The 19,312-nt window shown below is 53.8% G+C and carries 20 protein-coding genes; 6 read left to right on the top strand and 14 right to left on the bottom strand.

The features are described 5' to 3' along the window. Positions 1 to 20: 20 nt before the first annotated feature. Positions 21 to 731 carry a GNAT family N-acetyltransferase gene (locus tag ROR01S_RS14920; protein ID WP_004858778.1) on the top strand — a complete coding sequence of 237 codons (711 nt, stop codon included), beginning with the start codon at positions 21 to 23 and terminating at the stop codon, positions 729 to 731. Here the strand turns inward: ROR01S_RS14920 and ykgO are convergent. From ykgO to ROR01S_RS14905, 3 genes are all read right to left on the bottom strand, one after another. Next, the gene (gene ykgO / locus ROR01S_RS14915) at positions 728 to 868 is read right to left on the bottom strand and encodes a type B 50S ribosomal protein L36 (RefSeq protein WP_003859006.1); all 141 of its coding nucleotides are present in this window, start codon (positions 866 to 868) and stop codon (positions 728 to 730) included. The two genes, ROR01S_RS14920 and ykgO, sit on opposite strands and share 4 nt — an antisense overlap. Positions 869 to 870: 2 nt before the next feature. Beyond that, entirely contained in the window at positions 871 to 1,131 is a 261-nt protein-coding gene (locus ROR01S_RS14910; RefSeq protein ID WP_004858777.1) for a type B 50S ribosomal protein L31, read from the bottom strand. A gap of 117 nt (positions 1,132 to 1,248) precedes the next feature. Next, positions 1,249 to 2,322 carry a LacI family DNA-binding transcriptional regulator gene (locus ROR01S_RS14905; protein WP_004858776.1) on the bottom strand — a complete coding sequence of 358 codons (1,074 nt, stop codon included), beginning with the start codon at positions 2,320 to 2,322 and terminating at the stop codon, positions 1,249 to 1,251. Between the two features lie 269 nt (positions 2,323 to 2,591). Here ROR01S_RS14905 and ROR01S_RS14900 point away from each other — a divergent pair, with 269 nt between their 5' ends. Next, on the top strand, positions 2,592 to 3,863 hold the full coding sequence (locus ROR01S_RS14900; protein WP_004858775.1) for a maltoporin: 1,272 nt from the start codon (positions 2,592 to 2,594) through the stop codon (positions 3,861 to 3,863). Positions 3,864 to 4,002: 139 nt separating this feature from the next. Here the strand turns inward: ROR01S_RS14900 and ROR01S_RS14895 are convergent, their stop codons facing one another. The 6 genes from ROR01S_RS14895 to ROR01S_RS14870 form a co-directional block, all read right to left on the bottom strand. Further along, on the bottom strand, positions 4,003 to 4,317 hold the full coding sequence (locus tag ROR01S_RS14895) for a PTS sugar transporter subunit IIB (protein WP_015585016.1): 315 nt from the start codon (positions 4,315 to 4,317) through the stop codon (positions 4,003 to 4,005). A 69-nt stretch (positions 4,318 to 4,386) separates the two neighbouring features. Beyond that, positions 4,387 to 6,444, bottom strand: coding sequence for a beta-galactosidase (locus ROR01S_RS14890; protein ID WP_015585017.1), 2,058 nt, complete (start codon positions 6,442 to 6,444; stop codon positions 4,387 to 4,389). A gap of 31 nt (positions 6,445 to 6,475) precedes the next feature. Next, a complete protein-coding gene (locus tag ROR01S_RS14885) occupies positions 6,476 to 7,678 on the bottom strand; it encodes a glycoside hydrolase family 53 protein (protein WP_004858772.1) in 1,203 nt (400 codons plus the stop codon). A 4-nt stretch (positions 7,679 to 7,682) separates the two neighbouring features. Further along, the gene (locus ROR01S_RS14880; protein WP_004858771.1) at positions 7,683 to 8,534 is read right to left on the bottom strand and encodes a sugar ABC transporter permease; all 852 of its coding nucleotides are present in this window, start codon (positions 8,532 to 8,534) and stop codon (positions 7,683 to 7,685) included. Positions 8,535 to 8,544: 10 nt separating this feature from the next. Then, a complete protein-coding gene (locus tag ROR01S_RS14875; RefSeq protein ID WP_004858770.1) occupies positions 8,545 to 9,852 on the bottom strand; it encodes a carbohydrate ABC transporter permease in 1,308 nt (435 codons plus the stop codon). A gap of 120 nt (positions 9,853 to 9,972) precedes the next feature. Continuing rightward, entirely contained in the window at positions 9,973 to 11,205 is a 1,233-nt protein-coding gene (locus ROR01S_RS14870) for an extracellular solute-binding protein (protein ID WP_015585019.1), read from the bottom strand. A gap of 354 nt (positions 11,206 to 11,559) precedes the next feature. Between ROR01S_RS14870 and ROR01S_RS14865 the strand changes: the two genes are divergently transcribed. The 3 genes from ROR01S_RS14865 to ROR01S_RS14855 all read left to right on the top strand — a co-directional run bounded on the left by ROR01S_RS14865 (position 11,560) and on the right by ROR01S_RS14855 (position 15,075). Next, positions 11,560 to 12,669 carry an ABC transporter ATP-binding protein gene (locus ROR01S_RS14865; protein WP_004858768.1) on the top strand — a complete coding sequence of 370 codons (1,110 nt, stop codon included), beginning with the start codon at positions 11,560 to 11,562 and terminating at the stop codon, positions 12,667 to 12,669. Positions 12,670 to 12,930: 261 nt separating this feature from the next. Then, positions 12,931 to 14,514, top strand: a complete 1,584-nt coding sequence (gene pdeB / locus ROR01S_RS14860; RefSeq protein WP_064359627.1) for a cyclic di-3',5'-guanosine monophosphate phosphodiesterase PdeB — start codon at positions 12,931 to 12,933, stop codon at positions 14,512 to 14,514. A gap of 15 nt (positions 14,515 to 14,529) precedes the next feature. After that, positions 14,530 to 15,075, top strand: a complete 546-nt coding sequence (locus tag ROR01S_RS14855) for a flavin reductase family protein (protein WP_004858765.1) — start codon at positions 14,530 to 14,532, stop codon at positions 15,073 to 15,075. 47 nt (positions 15,076 to 15,122) lie between these two features. Here the strand turns inward: ROR01S_RS14855 and ROR01S_RS14850 are convergent, their stop codons facing one another. Further along, positions 15,123 to 15,476, bottom strand: coding sequence for a DUF1428 domain-containing protein (locus ROR01S_RS14850; protein WP_004858763.1), 354 nt, complete (start codon positions 15,474 to 15,476; stop codon positions 15,123 to 15,125). Between the two features lie 92 nt (positions 15,477 to 15,568). Beyond that, positions 15,569 to 16,183: a membrane protein YczE gene (gene yczE / locus ROR01S_RS14845; protein ID WP_004858761.1), complete on the bottom strand. Its 615-nt coding sequence runs from the start codon at positions 16,181 to 16,183 to the stop codon at positions 15,569 to 15,571. A 92-nt stretch (positions 16,184 to 16,275) separates the two neighbouring features. On the opposite strand from yczE, the gene yczR reads away from it, so the two are divergent. Continuing rightward, entirely contained in the window at positions 16,276 to 17,703 is a 1,428-nt protein-coding gene (gene yczR / locus ROR01S_RS14840; RefSeq protein ID WP_004858755.1) for a MocR-like transcription factor YczR, read from the top strand. A gap of 132 nt (positions 17,704 to 17,835) precedes the next feature. Here the strand turns inward: yczR and ROR01S_RS14835 are convergent, their stop codons facing one another. The 3 genes from ROR01S_RS14835 to ROR01S_RS26285 form a co-directional block, all read right to left on the bottom strand. After that, positions 17,836 to 18,051 (bottom strand): hypothetical protein, encoded by a 216-nt coding sequence (locus ROR01S_RS14835; protein ID WP_004858752.1) that lies wholly within the window; start codon positions 18,049 to 18,051, stop codon positions 17,836 to 17,838. Further along, on the bottom strand, positions 18,048 to 18,305 hold the full coding sequence (locus tag ROR01S_RS14830) for a hypothetical protein (protein WP_015585023.1): 258 nt from the start codon (positions 18,303 to 18,305) through the stop codon (positions 18,048 to 18,050). The genes ROR01S_RS14835 and ROR01S_RS14830 overlap by 4 nt, the downstream gene beginning before the upstream one ends. 618 nt (positions 18,306 to 18,923) lie before the next feature. Further along, positions 18,924 to 19,151, bottom strand: coding sequence for a DUF2188 domain-containing protein (locus ROR01S_RS26285; RefSeq protein ID WP_032247720.1), 228 nt, complete (start codon positions 19,149 to 19,151; stop codon positions 18,924 to 18,926). Positions 19,152 to 19,312: the final 161 nt, after the last annotated feature.

Here is a 19,312-nt window from a genome sequence, read left to right as displayed (position 1 = left end):
CCGCAGATAAGGAGCCCCCCATGCAGCAACATAATTCGTTCGGACAACCCGTTGGCCAGGCCCTGCCCGACTGGCAGCCGCGCCCGTTTCCGCAACGTCAAATTCTCCAGGGACGTTATTGCCGCCTGGAGCCGCTGACTGCCGCTCACGCCAGCGCGCTCTTTGCCGCACATCAGCTGGCCCCGGATACCCGAAGCTGGACGTGGTTATTGCGCGAACCGGACAACTGCGTAGAGACGTTCAGCGCCTGGATAACCAGCGTGGAAAAGCTCAGCGATCCTCTCCATTTCGCCGTCGTGGATGAACGCACCCGACAGCCCGTCGGCTCCCTGGCGCTGATGCGTATTGATGCCCAAAATGGCGTGATCGAAGTCGGACACGTGCACTTCTCGCCGCTGCTCAGTCGGACCGCAATGGCGACGGAAGCCCAGTGGCTTCTGATGCGCTACGTCTTCGATACGCTCGGCTATCGCCGCTATGAGTGGAAATGTAATAGCCTGAACGAACCCTCGCGCCGGGCGGCGCAACGATTGGGGTTTCACTTTGAGGGACGTTTTCGCCAGGCGTTAGTGATAAAGGGCCACAACCGCGATACCGACTGGTTTTCGATAATCGACAGCGAGTGGCCACTGATAGATAAGGCGATGCAGCGATGGCTGGCCAGCGGAAACTTTAGCCCCGATGGTCAGCAGCGCGCCACGCTGGAGAGCTTCCGTGCATCAGGAGATTAGCGTCTCTTCTTACGTCCCTGCACGGCTTTAAAACGAGGATTGCTTTTACAAATAACGTACAGCCGCCCTTTGCGTTTCACAATCTGACAATCGGGGTGGCGCTGTTTCGCACTGCGCAACGAGTTGAGTACCTGCATCCTTAGTTCCTTTTAGCATCAATAAAGCCGCCGAAACGCTGGCGGAAACGTGCAGTGCTGCCTTCGCTGTTGAGGGCTTTCTGCTTACCGGTGTAATACGGGTGCGATTTGGACGACACATCGAGGGTGACATAAGGATAGGTCTCCCCATCCAGTTCAATTACGCGCTCGGTCTTGATTGTCGATCCCACTTTAAAATATTCATTCACGCTGGTGTCATGGAACACAACGGTACGGTAATGCGGATGGATATTGTCTTTCATGATAACCTCAACAGATATGTTATAACATAACAATAAGGTTACGCCGCAAAAAGACAAAGATCAACCATGAGAAGCTCAGGGATGTAAAATCGAGCGGCGCGAACCGCCCGTGAGAGATTAAGGATTCAGTTGATGTGCAAGCGCACGCAGCTGTTCTGCAATGGCCTGTAGGTCTTTACCCTGCTCCGTTTTTGGCCCGGTAGAATGACGCACGACCAGCCGGGCAGGCAGGATTGAAGAGGTATGCGACGTTTCGCCATCGCCGCTAGCAAGAATACGGCGTACGGCCTCTTTACCCTGCAAATCCAGATCCAGCGACACGGTGGTCAGCGCCGGATAGAAGAATGAGCTTTCATACGTATCATCATAGCCAATCACCGACTTCTCACCGGGAATCGGCACCTGATGCTGATGAAATGCGCTCAGTACCCCCAGCGCCATCTGGTCATTCCCCACCAGCACCGCCGTAAATTTCGGCGTCTCACGCAACATCTGCAGCGCGCCCGCATAGCCGCTCTGCGCGTCCCAGTTCCCGCGAATCACCGTCACCGGCTGTAGCCCATAGCCAGCCAGCGTCTCTATCCAGCTCTTCAGACGCAATTTTGCCGAGACGGAGCTTTCCGGCCCGGCCAGCAGCGCAATATCCCGATGACCCATTTCATACAGATATTTGACGCTCGCGCGGGTGCCGTCAGCCGGGTTAAACGAAACGTTAAACACGGAGCTATAGGGATCGACGTCGAGGAAGAGACAAACGATATCATCATTGTCAGCCGCGATTTTCTGGGCTTGTTCGGTCTCCAGAGGCACGTTGATGATCACCTTATCAACCAGCTGGGACTTCAGCTCATTGATGGATTCCTGAATACTTTGATTGACGCTCTCATCAATCATAGAAATGAGCACCTGATAACCTTCCACATTCGCATAGCGTTTTACCGCTGCGGCAACCTGAGAAGGCGCGTGCAACGACAGTGAAATTGTCACCAGACCGACGGTCCGACTTTGCTTGCCCACCAGCTGTTGAGCCAGGCGGTTAGGGACATACCGCAATAGCTCAATGGATTTCTCCACCTTACGACGCGTGGCCTCGGATACATTAGCAGATTTATTGAGCACCCTGGACACGGTCTGATAGGAGACGCCTGCATGACGCGCGACATCTTCTAAGGTTGCGCTTTTCGACTTCATGGTCCGGTTCCTTATGTTGTTATCCCTGGATTGTAACAGGGGCCATCTAAAAAAACGCGCCCTGCAACGTTCCCATGCTAAAAAATGACAATAAAAGTATTACGCTCACAATACATCAAATTGTGAATGGACTCACTGACCGTAACAAATTACGCCATTTTATTTGCACTTAATCACACTATCACGATCATTAAATTGCCTGAAGTTACGTTTAGGCATTTCATGACACCGTTAATGTGAACGTAATACAAAACAATAAGAGGATAGACATGAACACTACGCTGCGCACAGTCTCTGTTGCGTTGGCCGCCGCGCTGATTTCACCATCCGTGCTCGCGGCTTCCGCCTCTGTTCCTGGAATCGATTTTCATGGTTATATGCGTGCCGGGGTTGGGGTCTCCGGGGATGGCAGTCTGGCCGAATGGCAAAAAAACAAAATTGGTCGTCTGGGTAACGAATCTGATACCTATGGCGAGCTGGAGTTGGGTTCTGAGGTGTATAAGAAGGATGACGTCAGCTTCTATCTCGATAGCATGGTCAGCATGGTCTCTGACGGTTCTAACGATAACGAAACCACCCTCAATGACGATGCGCAGTTTGGCCTGCGTCAGCTGAACCTGCAAATTAAAGGCCTGATCCCCGGCGATCCTAACGCGGTCATTTGGGGCGGCAAGCGCTACTATCAGCGCCACGATCTGCACATCATCGATACCAAATACTGGAACATCTCCGGTTCCGGTGCCGGGATCGAAAACTATACCTTAGGCCCAGGCGCCGTTTCACTTGCCTGGATCCGCGGTGATGCAAACGACGTCGATTACCGCGTCGACGGCGACAGCAACGTCAATATCAACTATGTCGATCTGCGCTATGCGGGCTGGAAACCGTGGTCCGGCGCCTGGACCGAATTTGGTATCGACTACGCGATGCCCAACACCACCAAAAAACAGGATAGCTACGGCGGGCTGTACGATGCCGATAACGGCGTGATGCTGACCGGCGAAATCAGCCAGGATATGCTGGGCGGCTACAACAAGCTGGTTCTGCAGTATGCAAATAAAGGGCTGGCGCAGAACATGGTCTCCCAGGGCGGCGGTTGGTACGACATGTGGAACTATGTCAACGATGCCACCGGCTATCGCGTGATCAACACCGGTCTGATTCCGATTACCGACAAATTCTCGATTAACCATGTGCTGACCTGGGGCTCCGCCGACGACATCACCGATTACACCAATAAAACGCGTTTACTCTCTCTGGTCGCACGCGGACAGTATCAGTTCACCGAGTATGTCCGTCTGATTGGCGAAGTCGGCGGTTTCTACCAGAAAGACAGCTATAAGAACAATACCGACTACAAACAAGCCGGCGAGAAATACACCATTGCGCTGGGTCTGGCCGATGGCCCGGACTTTATGTCACGCCCTGAATTACGTATTTTTGCCTCCTATCTCAATGATTCCGAGAATGGTAAACCGTTTGAAGATCAAACCGCCAGCAATACGTGGAACTTCGGCGTCCAGGTCGAAGCCTGGTGGTAAACGTATTTTTGTTATCTGAAGCTTTTTATCTCCAGCTGTAAGGTCGTAATTACCCTCCGGTAATGATTATTGCCATTGTTTTCTTTGTCTTGTTTTGGGGATAACTCTATATTGAGTTATCCCTTTTTATTTATGAATTTTATTTACGGCTGGTAAAATGCTCATCTAATAGTTGACGTAAGGTATCAGACTGCTTGCCAAAAATAGCGTGCACCTGTTGCCCGATAATAATTACACCCAGCGCCCCTTGCTGCTGTAGCGCCTGAGAATCGACAATAGCCAGATTATTCACCGTGACCCGTAAACGCGTAATACAGGCGTCGACATTAACAATATTTCCCTCCCCACCAAACGCCTGAATTAAATCCTGTAGCTGTTGCTTTTCAACATCACTTAACGGCACCGGTTGGCGAGGCTGGGCGAAATAATGCAGAAAGGATTTTAAACTTACCATCATGCACTCCTGATAATATCAAGGTAAAAAAAAGCCTGCTCGCAGGAGCAGGCTCGGATAACGCAGTGATTACGCTTTACGACTGAGAATACGGCAGTCCCATGCGGTTAAGGTCAACGGCGCGCTAATGGCCGCACCGGAGAGACTGTCCTGATAGCCCTGCGGCAGACTTACGCTGTGCTGCTGAGCGCTGTAGTTCTGCAAGAAAACATAGGTCGTTTCGCCATCGGTGCGGGCCGTGGCGACCACGCCCGGCGGAAGCTCACTCTCGATCGCCCGCGGTAAGGCCAGCTCCCGGCTGATAACCGCGAAGAAATCGCGCTGGAAAGCCAGGTCGTTGCGTGAGGCGACATGCCAGGCCTTCCCCTTGCCGAAATGATTCACGGTCACCGCCGGGCGGCCGGCGTAGAAATCATCACGATAGGTTGCCAGCGGCCGGGCGCTTTCGGCATGAATCAGCTCGCACAGATGGCGCACCTGATACGGCCCCTGTAACCCGCCTTCGTTGCCTGCCAGCCCCTGAACCAGGTTGCGCTCGCCGTCATTCAGGCAATCAATCTCCTCCGCCCAAATCCCCAGCAGGTTGCGCAGCGGTCCCGGGAAACCACCAAGGTGGCAAAGATCGGATTCATTAACGATCCCCGTCCAGTAAGTGGTCACCAGATGGCCTCCGTCGGCGACAAACGCTTCGGCGCGCGCGGCAAACCCATCGCGAACCATATACAGCATTGGGGCGATAACCAGCTGGTAGGCGCTCAGGTCGCCATCGGCATCGATGATATCGACCGCAATACCCTGCTCCCAGAATGGCCGGTAGTGTTCATTAACGGTATTTTCATACTCCATCCCGAGATTACGCGGGCCCTGCGCATCATCCAGCGCCCAGCGGTTTTGCTGGTCAAAGATAATCGCCACTTTCGCATCGGTGCGACAGCCCACCACGCCAGGCAGACGACTGAGCATATCACCCAGCCGGCTGACTTCGCGGCCGACGCGGGTATCCAGATGACCAACGTGGTCAATGACCGCGCCGTGGAATTTCTCCACCGAGCCACGGCTCTTACGCCACTGGAAATACTGAACTGAGTCTGCCCCGTGGGCGACAGCCTGCATGGAGGAGAGAATATGCATCCCCGGTTTTTTCAACTTACTGGTCGGCTGCCAGTTGGTGGCGCTCGGCGTTGATTCCATCAGCACGAACGGCTTGCCGCCCTTCAGACTGCGCATCATGTCATGGTACATCGCGGTATAGCAGGCCAGCGTGGTTTCATCTTTGTCGCGATGCCACATCGGATAGCTATCCCAGGAGATGAAATCCAGCGCCTGCGCCAGCTGCCAGTAGTCGTAATCGTAGAAGTACTCCATGAAGTTGGTGGTCACCGGCAGGTCGGCATTCGCCGCCTTCAGCGGGGCAATCTCATGGCGGCAGAAGTCCGTGACCTGCGCCGTGTTAAAGCGACGCCAGTCAAGGTTCAGCCCGTGAATGGACACTTCCCCCTGCGGTGCCGGCGACTCAATCTGCGACCAGTCGCTGTAGGTATGGCTCCAGAAAGTGCTCCACCAGGCGTGATTGAGATTATCCAGCGTTTGATAACGCGCTTTCAGCCAGTCGCGGAACCGCGCCTGACAGCGTTCACAATGGCAATCTCCGCCATATTCATTGGAAATATGCCAGCCGAGAACCGCCGGATGCTGTGCGTAGCGTTCCGCGAGCAGGCTGTTGATTTTAAAAATCTTCTCCCGATAAACCGGTGACGTCATACAGTGGTTATGCCGTCCGCCGTGCAGCGCCGGTACCCGGTCGCGCCCCACTCGCAGCACCTGCGGATAGGCCTGCGACATCCAGGCCGGGCGCGCGCCGCTTGGCGTAGCCAGAAATACGTGAATACCGGCGGCGTACAGCTTATCCAGAATGCTGTCCAGCCAGCCAAATTCAAATACGCCTTCCTGAGGTTCAAGTTTGGCCCAGCTGAAAATCCCCACCGACATGACATTGCATTTAGCCTGCTGCATCATGGCAATATCTTGATCGATAATACCGGGATAATTTTCCCACTGTTCCGGGTTATAGTCAGCGCCATGCAATAGCGCATTGACCTTCGGACTCAAAGGCGCAAATTTATTCATAATAAACATCCTGAAGTGTAAAACTTAACGATTAATTAAAGACTTTTGCTGAAGGTAATACTTTTCCCTGGCAATCAAACAGCGCCTGATTTTCCCGGGCATTACCCTGCTTCCATTCATCGTGGATATATTTCATTCCCGCCGGTGTAGCCCAGGTATTTCCCGGCACGGCGATCCAGGTCGGTTCCCAATAAAAAATACCTTTCCCGCGCTGGTCGGGAACATCGGCAACGGCCTGCATTAAATCGTGGATATAATTATATTGTCCCTGTACCGTGGCCGGATAACCGCCCTCTTTTTCTTCTTTGGCCTGGAAACTGTTTTCCGCGTTATCGCAATTTTCCAGGGTATAGGCATAGGCGGCTTCCACGACGATCACATCTTTGTTATAGCGCCTGCTGATATCATCCATATTCGCTTTCAGCGCACTAATCGGGCCGTTCCAGTAGGTGTACATCGACAGACCGATGATGTCGTACGGTACGTTGCGCTTACTGATTTCATCAAACCACCAGCGGAAGGTATCGTTCTTAGTGCCTTCAGCCAGATGAAGCATGATTTTCACCTGCTCGCCATTCTGCAGATTCTCTTTCAGGCCGTCGATTGCCGCATTCAGCAGGCCAGCCAGACGGTCAAATTCACCGCCGCCCTGCCCCCAGCTTTTGCCTTCCGGCCACAGCATGCCGCCATTTATCTCATTGCCAATCTGCACCATATCCGGCAGAACGCCTTCCTGTTTAAAGCGGGCGATGGTGTCACGGGTGTAGTCGTGAATGGTCGTTTTCAGCTGCGGATAATCCATTTTTTCCCAGGCTTTCGGTTTGAATTGTTTACCCGGGTCGGTCCAGAAATCGCTGTAGTGGAAATCCAGCAGCAGCTTCATACCCTGCGCTTTTGCCCGCTTCGCCAGCGCCAGCGTCGCCGCCAGATCGTTATCACCGCCGCCGTAGCCCTGACCCTGCGCATCTTTCGGGTCAACCCACAGGCGCAGGCGGACATAGTTCACGCCATCGGCCTTCAAAATGGCGATCGGATCCTGCTGCTGGTTGTTGTGGTTATAAAACTTTGCCCCGTGCTTTTCCGCATCCAGCAGCGTAGAGATATCAGCGCCTTTAATAAAATCCGCAGGCAGCGCGCGAAATGCGCGCGTTTGCAGCGCCTCGGCGGCCAGTGCAGCGGGGGAAAAACTGCATGCCAGACAAACAGCAAGCAACGCGGGTGTTAATCTTTTCATGGGGTTATCCTTTTGTACTGCCAGAGGTCAGGCCGGAAACAAAGTATTTTTGTAATGCCAGGTAGAGAATCGCGACCGGAACGGCAATCAGCACCGCTCCTGCTGCGTAAGTGGTGTAGCTGGCGCCCATTTTTTGCGCCACCAGGTTGTACAGGCCAATCGGCAGCGTGTATTTGTCCGGCGTACGCAGGATGGTGCTCGACAAAATAAAATCGCCCAGCGGACCGGTGAATGAAAACAGCGCCACCACCGCGAGAATCGGTTTTGACAGCGGCATAATGATCTCAAAGAAAATACGGAAGCTGCTGGCACCGTCCATTCTTGCCGACTCATCCAGATCTTTCGGGATCGCGTCGAGATAGCCCTTCATCAGCCAGGTATTCATCGGGATCATGCCGCCAACGTAGATCAGCACCAGCGCCAGATGGCTGTTGATCAGTCCCAGCAACTGCGAGAGCACGAAGATCGCAATCAGCGCAGAAAACTGCGGGATCATCTGCAGCAGCAGGAACAACATCAGTCCATTCTGCCGCCCTTTAAAACGAAAGCGGGAAAAGGCGTAGGCGGTAAAACTGACGCTGATTAAGGTCAGCACCATGGTCATGAAGCTGATTTTCATCGAATTCCAGTACCAGGTGAGGTAGTTCACATTGCCGTTGAACAGGTCGGCATAGTGCTGGAATGACAGGTTCTCCGGAATAATCGAGGTGCTGAGCAGGCTGTTTCCGGCATTCAGCGACGCGCCGACGGTCCAGACCAGCGGATAGATAATCACCACCGAGACCAGGATAACAATCAGCCAGGTGAGTGACAGGCGAATCCACTTTTCGCGTTTAATACTGGGTGATTTAGCCATGTTGCTTCCCTTACGCCATGTCATCGTTTTTGAAGGATTTTGTGGCGCGGAACTGCCACAGTGCCAGGCCGACGACAAATATCGACAGCAGGATAGTAATGGTCGCCGCAATGGCATATTGCGAAGACGACATCGTCAGTTTGTAGATCCACGACACCAGAATGTCCGTCCCGCCGGCGTTCGAACCGGCGACCGCTGGACCGCCGTTGTTGAACAGGTAAATGATGTTGAAGTTGTTAAAGTTGAAGGTGTACTGGGTGATAATGATCGGCGCGATCGAGTACAGAACCAGCGGTAACGTAATGGTCCGCAGGCGGGTAAAGGCGCTGGCGCCGTCCATGGTCGCAGCTTCATAAAGATCGTCAGGAATCGCCTGCAGCACGCCGGTGGTCATGGCAAAGACAAACGGAAAACCCAGCCAGGTTTGCATCATGATCAGCGCGGTCTTCGTCCAGAACGGATCGGTCAGCCACGCCTTCGGGCCAATGCCAAAGAACGACAGAATCGCGTTGTTGATCACCCCAAACGAGTCGTTAAACATCCCCGCAAACACCAGGATCGTGACAAACCCCGGAACCGCCCACGGCAGGATAAAAATAGTGCGAATCATCGGTTTAAAGCGCAGATCTTTCTGGTTCACGAGGATTGCCAGCAGCACACCGACGGTGCATTGCAGAGTCGTTGCCAGCAGCGTCCACACCACCGTCCACTGCAGCACGTCAAAGAAGGTCGAGCGCCAGATAGAGAGCGTGAAAATATTGATAAAGTTTTTAAAACCCACCCAATCCACCAGCTTCGCCGGCGGCGTGTGGTAGAGGTTGTAGTTAGTGAACGCGATGGCAAAGCCAAAAAGAATCGGGAAGATGACAACGAACACCAGCAAAATAAAGCCGGGGCTGATCATCAGATAGGGAAACCCCTGGTTCAACAGCATCTGATACTGTTTGCGCACGCTGTTCAGCGCCACGCCTTCATCGCGCTTTCTGCCGTTAACCCAGGCGTCGCGCAACGAAAGAGAGTAAATGAGCAGGCCAAAAGCGACGATCAGCACGCTGATGATCCCTTCCGCCAACAGGAAAATGGAGTTATCCCTCGGGACTTCCTCGCCCAGGGTGTAGAGCCCCCACAGGCCTTCCTGCAGGAAGTCATAAAAAACCCCCATGAAACTGCTCAGCAGGACCAGGAAGACAAGCCCCTTCAGCCACTGGCGATGATAAAACTGGCCAAAACCCGGCACGACAGCCAGCAGCAGGCCGCACCACGCATGACGTCCTGCGCCGCGCGACTCGGCAATATTTTCGCTGGGATTGATAATCACACACCACTCCTTCTGAAAACGGGAGGTCCTCCTCCCGCTTCTTTACATCTATGCCCTGATAATCCGGGTAACAGGTCAGCGGCCAACGCGCCTGTCACCTTAAAATGACGGACATCACGATTACTGGTTGCTGGCCTGCATAGCCTCGATCTGCATCTTGATCTGTTTCTCGGCATTATCGAGCGCCGCCTGCGGCGGCTGTTTGCCGGTCAGGCTGAGCTCCAGCGCCGCGTTCGCCGGCCCCCACACTTCGCCCATTTCCGGGATACCCGGCATCGCCGTGGCGCGAGCAGATTGCACCGCCACCGCGCTGGCTTTCTCGTCATTCTTGATAAGCGGATCGTCAATCATTGCTTTCAGCGCCGGGATCTCGCCGGTTGCCACATAGCGCGCCTTCACGTACTGAGGCTGGTTGATAAACTCAATAAACTGCTGTGCCAGCGCTTTGTCTTTGCTCCAGGTCGACACCACGTACCCTTTTACGCCAAGGAACGAGCTCATCGGTTTGCCGTCTGGCAGCATCGGCAGCGGCGCAACGCCGTAGTTAATCCCCGCCGCTTCGTACGGCTGGAACGCCCATGGACCGTTGATCACCGCCGCCGCTTTCTTCTCCGTGAATAACGAATCGATAGCATTCAGCCCGTTATCTCCGAGGATCCCCGCCGGGAAGACCTTGTCGCTATAGAATTTTTTCAGGAAGGTAACGGCTTCGACCGCGCCGGGTTTATTCAAACCGACGTCCTGCGGATTAAAACCGCCCTTCTCGTTTTTGCCGAAGATATAGCCGCCCATCGGGCCAATCGCCCCCCAGCTGTAATAGATCTGATCGAACTTGGCCAGCAGGCCATATTTGTTCTGCGCCCGCTGCGCTTTCGAATAGTCAAACCACGCCTGCAGGCTATCCAGCGGTTTGTCGATCAGCTCTTTGTTGTAAATCAGCACCAGGGTTTCCACCGCTTTCGGCACGCCATACAGCACGTTATCCAGCCGGAAGGCATTAATTGACGCCGGGGTGAATACCTCCTGCTTCGCCTGATCCAGCGTCAGCGGCGACAGCAGCCCCTGCACAACCGCCCCCCCGAGCTGGTCATTCGGGATCACCAGCACATCCGGGCCAATCCCGGCCGGACCATCAAGGCGCAGCTTTTCCAGCTGCTGTGCATAAGGCATCTCCTGCACGTTGACCTTAACGTCGTACTGTTTTTCAAAATCGCCGATCGCGGCTTTAATCCCGTCGGATTTCTTGATGTCTTCCCAGACGTTCAGCTGACCGGCGGCGTGCGCCTGCAGGCTGACAAGCTGCCCGGCAGCCAGAGTCGTGAGGATAAGTGCAGCAAGGATGTTCTTTTTCATTATCAACCTCATGTGAAGGTATAACAATTTATTGGTTTTTATTTGATGAATTCATTTATCGCTGTGTTTGAATCAACTGATAAATGGCGACTTACAACGCTAAATCCAGATTTTCCTGATTTGTTATACGCTACGCTTTGAAGGCGTATAAAACTACACCAGACTACCAGTTGTGTGATCGTGATTGCAGAAATGAAACATCGATGTAGGGCTCAAAAATACTGGAAGTTATAGTCATCCCATGATTTCAGCGCTGTTGAGCATTGTTCAGCCTGGTTGTTACACGTAATACAAAAAACCACTGCAACCCTAATCCCAACGGCAAATAACGATTACTAACCCCGGGGAATGTTGATGTCCAATATACGACTGAGGAATGTCACCAAACGGTTTGGTACTACCGTGACGCTGCACCAGGTCAATCTTGATATCGAAGACGGTGAATTTGCGGTCTTTGTCGGGCCATCCGGCTGCGGGAAATCGACCCTGCTGCGGATGATCGCCGGACTTGAGGAGGTCAGCGATGGCGAGGTGCTGATCGGTGATGAGGTGATGAATGATGTGGTGCCCGCCCACCGCGGGGTGGCCATGGTTTTCCAGTCCTATGCGCTCTATCCGCACATGACGGTGGCGGAAAATATGGGCTATGGCCTGAAAGTCAATAAAGTGCCAAAGGACGAGATTCGTCGTCAGGTCGAAATGGTGGCTAAAACGCTACAGCTGACCCATCTGCTGGACCGCAAACCGAAACAGCTCTCCGGTGGCCAGCGCCAGCGTGTGGCAATCGGCCGCGCCATCGTACGTAACCCGCGGGTGTTTATGTTTGATGAACCGCTCTCGAACCTGGATGCGGAGCTGCGCGTCGAGATGCGTCTGCACATCGCCAAACTGCACCATGAGCTAAAAACCACGATGGTGTATGTCACCCACGATCAGGTGGAAGCGATGACCCTGGCCGATAAAATCGTGGTGATGAACTACGGGAAAGTCGAGCAGATGGGGTCGCCGATGGCGCTGTACTACAACCCGGTCAACCGGTTCGTCGCCGGTTTTATCGGCTCACCGAAAATGAACTTCCTGCCCGCCACGGTCAGTGCCTGGCAGCCGGGGCAGCTCACCGTACAGATGGCGCAGCATCATAGCCTGACGCTGAATATCACCACCTCGCCGCTGCAACCCGGTGATGCGGTGACGCTGGGGATTCGCCCGGAACACCTGTCGACCGACGTTCGCAGCGGCACGGTCGTGGAGTTTCAATGTGAAGTGGTTGAACGCCTGGGGAACAACACCTACCTGTTCGGCCAGTGCTATGGACATGACAACGTAAAAATTCTGCTGCCCGGCGATGTTCACTTCCGCCCGTGGCAGAAAATCGACGTCGCCTTCGACGACCGCTTCTGTATGGTTTTCGATGAAAACGATCTGCGGATCAGCGCCGATATTACTGCGCCGGATGCTCATTAAAAAACATCTGGCTGTCATGATTACGCGGTAAACTGAACCCGGATGCTGATAACGCAAGCTATCGGCATCCAGCTCCAGCCCTCGTTTTAATTCGCACCGCTCATTGCCTCGACCGCTGCGGATCATCCACTGTTAGCCCGATATCCGCGCCATGTCGTGATTCGGGCATTTTTTAAATCCAATAATAATTGTCGCTCGTCTGCGACCTTTCTCCGCTATCGGATATACTCATCAAAACCCCAATAACATAAGGACATGCGCATGACGACCAGGAATCTGGTGAGTCTGGTGACCGGGGTATTGATACTCGCCGTTATTGTACCGATTGCCTTAAGCATCTGGCTGGCGACCAGCCAGGCAACAATACTGTTTTATTCCGAACTGGATAACTACTCTTCCCGCGTGCTGATGCGCATTCAGCAGGTGGCGAGCCAGGCAAGAGAAGCGCTGCAGGAAGCCGATGCCCACAGCGCTGCCGCCTGCAGCCCACAGCATCTGCTCGCGATGCGCCGAATCGCCTATACCCATCGCTATGTGCAGGAGGTACTTTGGCTCAAAGGTTCGGTACCGCAATGTTCTTCTCTTGAAGATCGCAGTACCCCGGTCTCCTTTCCAGCCCCCGACCACCTCACCACCGACGGCTATCGGGCCTGGCTCACTACGGTCAACGATCTCGGTCTGAAGCACAAAATGACGGCGTTAGGCAGTCAGAATCATGTCGTGATGATCGATCCCGCCTCATTTATCGATATCATCTCGCCCGGCCATGAAAATATTCACGCCATTCTGTTTGGCATGAAAGAAAAGCAGGTCATTACCAGCAGCGAACCTCTCGACCCGGTGGTCTGGGAGCAAATCAAGCACCTGGATGGCCAGACGCTCACCGTCGATAACACGGTTTATCGCCTCCATCGTATTCCTGAACTGGGGCTGGCTATCGCCACCTGGTCATCCACGCTACCGCTGCAGGAAAAATTCCGCCATCAGCTGGTGCTGTGGCTTCCCCTCGGACTGTTTATCAGTCTGCTGACCTCATTTTTGCTACTGCGACTGCGCCGCACCTTACGCTCGCCGCGTTATGGGATGCTGGATGCGCTGCACTCCGACGCGATTCGGGTCCATTACCAGCCCATCGTCTCGCTGAAAGATGGCAAAATCGTCGGCGCCGAGGCCCTGGCGCGCTGGCAGCAGCCCGACGGCAGCTTTTTATCGCCGGATATTTTTATTCCGCTTGCCGAAGAGACCGGGCTCATTACCCATTTAACCGAAGATATTGTGCGGAAAATTTTCGCCGAACTCGGCCGGTGGCTGCACATGCATCCGGAACTCCACATTTCGATTAATCTGTCGGTCGACGATCTGCGCTCGCCTACCCTGCCAGCCCTTCTGGCCGATCTGTTGCGGCAGTGGGAGATCGCGCCGGCGCAAATTACGCTTGAGCTGACGGAGCGCGGTTTCGTCGATCCCGAGACCACTCTGCCGGTGATCGCCCGCTATCGTCAGGTGGGGCACAGTATTTCAATCGATGATTTCGGGACCGGCTATTCCAGCCTCAGCTACCTGCAAAAACTGGATGTCGATATCCTGAAAATTGACAAATCCTTCGTCGATACCCTCGAATATAAGCCGCTGACGCCGCATATCATCAAAATGACAAAAGCGCTCCATCTGGCCACCATTGCCGAAGGCGTCGAAACAGCAGAACAGCGCGACTGGCTGTGTCAGCACGATGTGCTCTACGCCCAGGGCTGGCTATACAGCCCGGCCTTGCCGAAAGAGCAGTTTATTCTGTGGGCGGAAAATAACCTTAAAGCGCATTGCGCTACGCTTAAGGTAAATCCATGAAGGGAGACGTCCCAGATGCAAAAATATCCCTGGCCTTTACACGATGTGCGCCACTGGCTGGAACCCGGCGCCGTCGTCTTAATCAGCAGCCGCTGGCAGGATCGAAATAATATCATGACCCTTGGCTGGTATACGGTGCTGGAGTTTTCCCCCTCGCTGGTAGGTTGCATGATTTCCGCCGGCAATATCAGTTTCGACATGATTCGCCGCAGCGGGGAGTGCGTTATCAACCTGCCAGATGCCGCAATGGCGGAGACGGTCGCCAGAATCGGGAACTGTGACGGTGACGCGGTGGACAAGTTTGCCGCCTTCCGGCTCACCACGGAAGCCAGTGAACAGGTCTCCGCGCCGTCCATTGCCGAATGCCACGCCAGCTTTGAATGCCGGCTCTTCGACGATGCGCTGGTGGACAGCTATAACTTCTTTATTTTTGAAGTGGTGGCGGCACGCGTAAAACCGCAGCCCAGGTGGCCGCAGACCCTGCACTATAGCGGCGGCGGTCTGTTTCGTACCGACGGCGAGGTGCGCGATTATCGCCATCTGTTTACCAAAGTATCCTGACCCCGCCCCTGCCGTCCCCTTGCACAGGAAAGGGACGGCGGGACAGATTATTCATCCAGTAATGGCAGGAAGCCGCCGAAAATCATTCGTTTACCATCAAACGGCATGCTATCGCCGAACGCTTTCATCCTTGGGTCGGCCATCATGGTGGCATTCGCCGCGTCGCGCACCTCTTTTGACGGATATTCTATCCAGCTGAACACGACCTCTTCGTCGCTCTCGGCTTTCACCGCCATGCGAAAATCGGTGAGCTTACCGTCCGGCACATCGTCCGCCCAGCACTCCACCACCCGTAGCGCACCAAACTCTTTAAACAGCGGCGCGGCCTTTGCTGCCAGCTCGCGATAGGCCTCCTTATTTTTCGCGGGCACGGCAACGACAAAACCATCAACGTACTTCATGAGTATGATCTCCGAAGTGAACAGCGCGACCGGCGAACCCGGCCGCATCTGTAAGGCTAAGTTTAGCCCTCATCCCTGGTCACGGGATAAAATCAGGAGACGACCTCACCGGTAGCGTTGACCGCTTTACGCACCGTCGGCTGGCGAAACCAGGGTAAACACAGCTGGATGAGCGGCCCAATCGTCAGCGCATAAAGCACGGTGCCGACGCCAACGGTACCGCCCAGCGCCCAGCCGATCGCCAGGACCGATAGCTCAATGACGGTGCGGATCCCCCGCAAAGACCATCCGGTACGGGCATGCAAACCGGTCATCAGCCCGTCACGCGGTCCGGGGCCAAAACCGGCGCCAATATACATCCCCGTGGCCAGAGCATTCAGCACGATAGCGCCGATCAGCATCAGACCGCGCAACACCAGCGACTCCATCGGCGGCAGAACGGCCAGCGTGGCGTTTGCCGCCAGCCCCAGCACGATCACATTGCTGACCGTTCCCAGACCCGGCATTTGACGCAGCGGGATCCACAACAGCAGTACCGCAGCCCCGGTCAGAATAATCACCGTGCCAAAATCGAGGCCAAACTGCTTACCCACGCCAAGATGAAAAACATCCCACGGATCGGCACCCAGATTGGCATGAACAAACAACGCGGTCGACACGCCGTACAGAACAAGACCGATATAGAGCTGCACTAATCGACGTAACATTTTTTATTTTACCTCTGGATGATTGCGGACCTCGCCATCATCAGCAAAAATGGATTGATAATTAATGGCCAGTTTTTTAAAAGTGGATCGCTATGGTTTCTCGTCGCTTCGGTACGCAATCGCTGGTACGCCTGCTGGGCCACTGGCAAGAGTCTTCGACCCGAACGCCGCTCTGGCGCCAGCTGGCGGACGCCCTGCGTCTGCTGATTCTCGATGGTCGCCTGACGCTGGAGACGCGCCTCCCGGGCGAACGGGAGCTGGCCGCGGCCCTGAACGTCAGCCGCACCACTATCGCCAGCGCGCTCGGCCAGCTGCGTGAAGAGGGATATCTTTACAGTCGTCAGGGAAGCGGTTCGCGTATCGCGCTGCCGGAACGAGCGGACACGGTGACAAAAGTGGACTTCCGTCCCTCATCGGTCAATCTGGCCACCGCCGCTCTGAGCGCCGGACCTGAGATTCACCAGGCCTATCATCAGGCCCTGACAATGCTGCCGCAGCATCTGTCCAATACCGGTTACGATCAGCACGGTCTGCCGGTATTGCGGGAGGCGATAGCCCGCCGCTACTGCGAACGAGGTCTTCCAACCCGCAGCGAGGAAGTGATGATTGTGAACGGCGCACTGAGCGCATTTTCGCTGGTGCTTCGCCTGCTAACCGGGCCAGGCGACCGGGTAGTGATTGATGCGCCATCCTATCCCATGGCGATCAGCGCCATTCAGGGCGCCTCCTGCCGGCCGGTCGGCGTCGCCCTGCCGCAGCATGGCTGGGACTGCGACGGACTGGCGGCAACCATTGCGCAAACCGCGCCGCGGCTGGCATGGCTGATGCCTGATTTTCATAACCCGACCGGTCGCTGTATGGATAGCGCCACCCGTCAGCGGGTGGCCGATATGGCGGCACAAACGCGTACGACGCTGGTGGTCGATGAGACAATGGTGGACTTATGGTACAACGCTCCGCCACCGCCGCCGCTGGCGACCTTCAATCCCGAGGCGCCGGTGATCACGATTGGCTCGGCCGGAAAAAGTTTCTGGGGGGGATTGCGTATCGGCTGGATCCGCGCCTCCTCACGTACCATTGCCTCGTTAGTTCAGGCCCGGGATTCACTCGACCTGGGCACCCCGCTGCTTGAACAGCTGGCCTGCAGCTGGCTGCTCGAAAACGATCGCACCTGGCTCCCGGCGCGTCGAGCAATGTTGGCCGCGCGCCGCGATATGTGTGGCGCGCTCATGACGGAATACTTTCCCCACTGGCGCTTCACATCGCCTGAAGGCGGACTGTCGTTTTGGGTAGAATTACCGGGCATGCTGGCGACGATCTTCTCAGCAAGAGCGGAGAGTCTTGGGATTCATATTGGTACCGGGACACGCTTCGGTCTGGCTGGCGCCTTTGACCGCTACTTGCGTTTACCTTTCACCCTCGACGATGAGGAGTTGCGCAATGCGTTTACAACCCTGCAGCCAGTGTGGGCGGGTCTGACGCAACAGAGTGAAAATACGCGAATGCGTAAAATAATATAATAAAATATCGACGGGCTGGGTTCAGCCCGTCAAAAGTCATCATCCATGACGCATATGAGATGTTTTTTATAAATTGCACTTCATGATGTCATTGCTATATGTCAGCCCGATGACATCAATGAATAAATTTCATTAATGCTGGCGTGGGATAGGAAAGCTTTTTAACGAGATAATAAAACCATCTTCATCTTTTTTTATTTTCGCCCCGGTATCACACCAGTCGGAGGCAATGCGAAAGAACTCATCACTACCGATATTCCAGTTGAGGCGAACATGCTTAACATACCCTGAACGTAACAAGTCGCAGGCTTCGCTATAGTTGCTGGCTGTAGAGAGTTGTTGTTTCATTTTTTCTTCTTCAGAATTTTTCTTAATGCTTTGATTTCTTTAGGGGTTAATGGAGAAGCTTCCTCTTCGGTATGCTGGCTATCGATATCCTCTTCCGAAACCCCCGCCTCACCTGCTGAATCTGCTATTTGAAATGCCAGCAGCAGCAGTTTCTCCGTTGCAGTACCCAGATTCTCGTTATTTACTTCCGCATAATGACGCAGCTTTTCTTTTAACTCCGCATCAATTTTTACGTTCAAAACTACTGTAGTCATCGTCATGCTTCCCGTGCAATAAATTTATCATAATTAATACACGAAGTTAACAAACTGATCCAGACATATATTTTCAGCTGCCGATCGGGCAATAAATTCCCAGAGATAATCTGCCAGTTATTTGTGACATGAAAATGACATTAATATTTCATTATTATTTCAGATTTATGACATATATTTTTAAAGCATAAACCGAGGGGGTTTTTAGAGGCGGTACTGGCAGGCACGATGATCCGCAAACTTTCCGCTACTTCTCGTGCTGGCACGATTCGGGAGCACAATAATCAGGGAAAAACAGTCCAACATGCAGAGTGCGAAAGCGGGTCTTTTTGCTGTACGCTGGAGCATGGGAAAAACAAGGAAAGAGACAGGGATCCCCAGAATTGGGTGGGGGCCCTGCCATCAGCCATTAGTACTAAATTGTGTTGGTTAATCAATTGGTTATAGTGGTAGTACTACAACAGTACTGTACCACTCTCGATAGTACCGTCCAGCACAAAATCTTGCAAGGTAACGTGCCGTCAGGGTTGGGGACATGACATGTACTTTTCGAAAGTTATAGTGTCGGAAGTGCTTTCCCGATGTGCATAAAAAAGGGGCGACAAGCCCCTTATTCAGTTACTTCTTATCCTTTGGTGGACAAGGATCGTTACCATGCGAATCTTTTTTTGCGATCCTGCCATCCTTGTTATGGATCACAAGCTCACTTTTTTGGTTTGTAGCAATCCCTCTTGCAGCGTCTACCGCAGATTGCTTTGTTGGGTGAACGGAGGTCGCTTTACTGTTTCCTGCCCCCTTAACGGCCCAACCTCCATCATGAGGAACAACATGCTGATCTTTACCCATTATCGAACCCTCTATTTCCATAGAAAAATCAGCATATAGCGTTCAAGCAAACCACTCAATACTACATATTGTGTTAAAGTTGATTTTCATCACAAACGTGAATAGATATCGAAAGGATTCGTTTACTACAAAACTGTAAGTACCCTCCCTTGACCATATAC

The organism is Klebsiella ornithinolytica NBRC 105727 = ATCC 31898 (assembly GCF_001598295.1).
GTDB classification, from domain to species: Bacteria; Pseudomonadota; Gammaproteobacteria; order Enterobacterales; family Enterobacteriaceae; genus Klebsiella; species Klebsiella ornithinolytica.
This window is presented reverse-complemented; position numbering and strand designations above follow the sequence as displayed.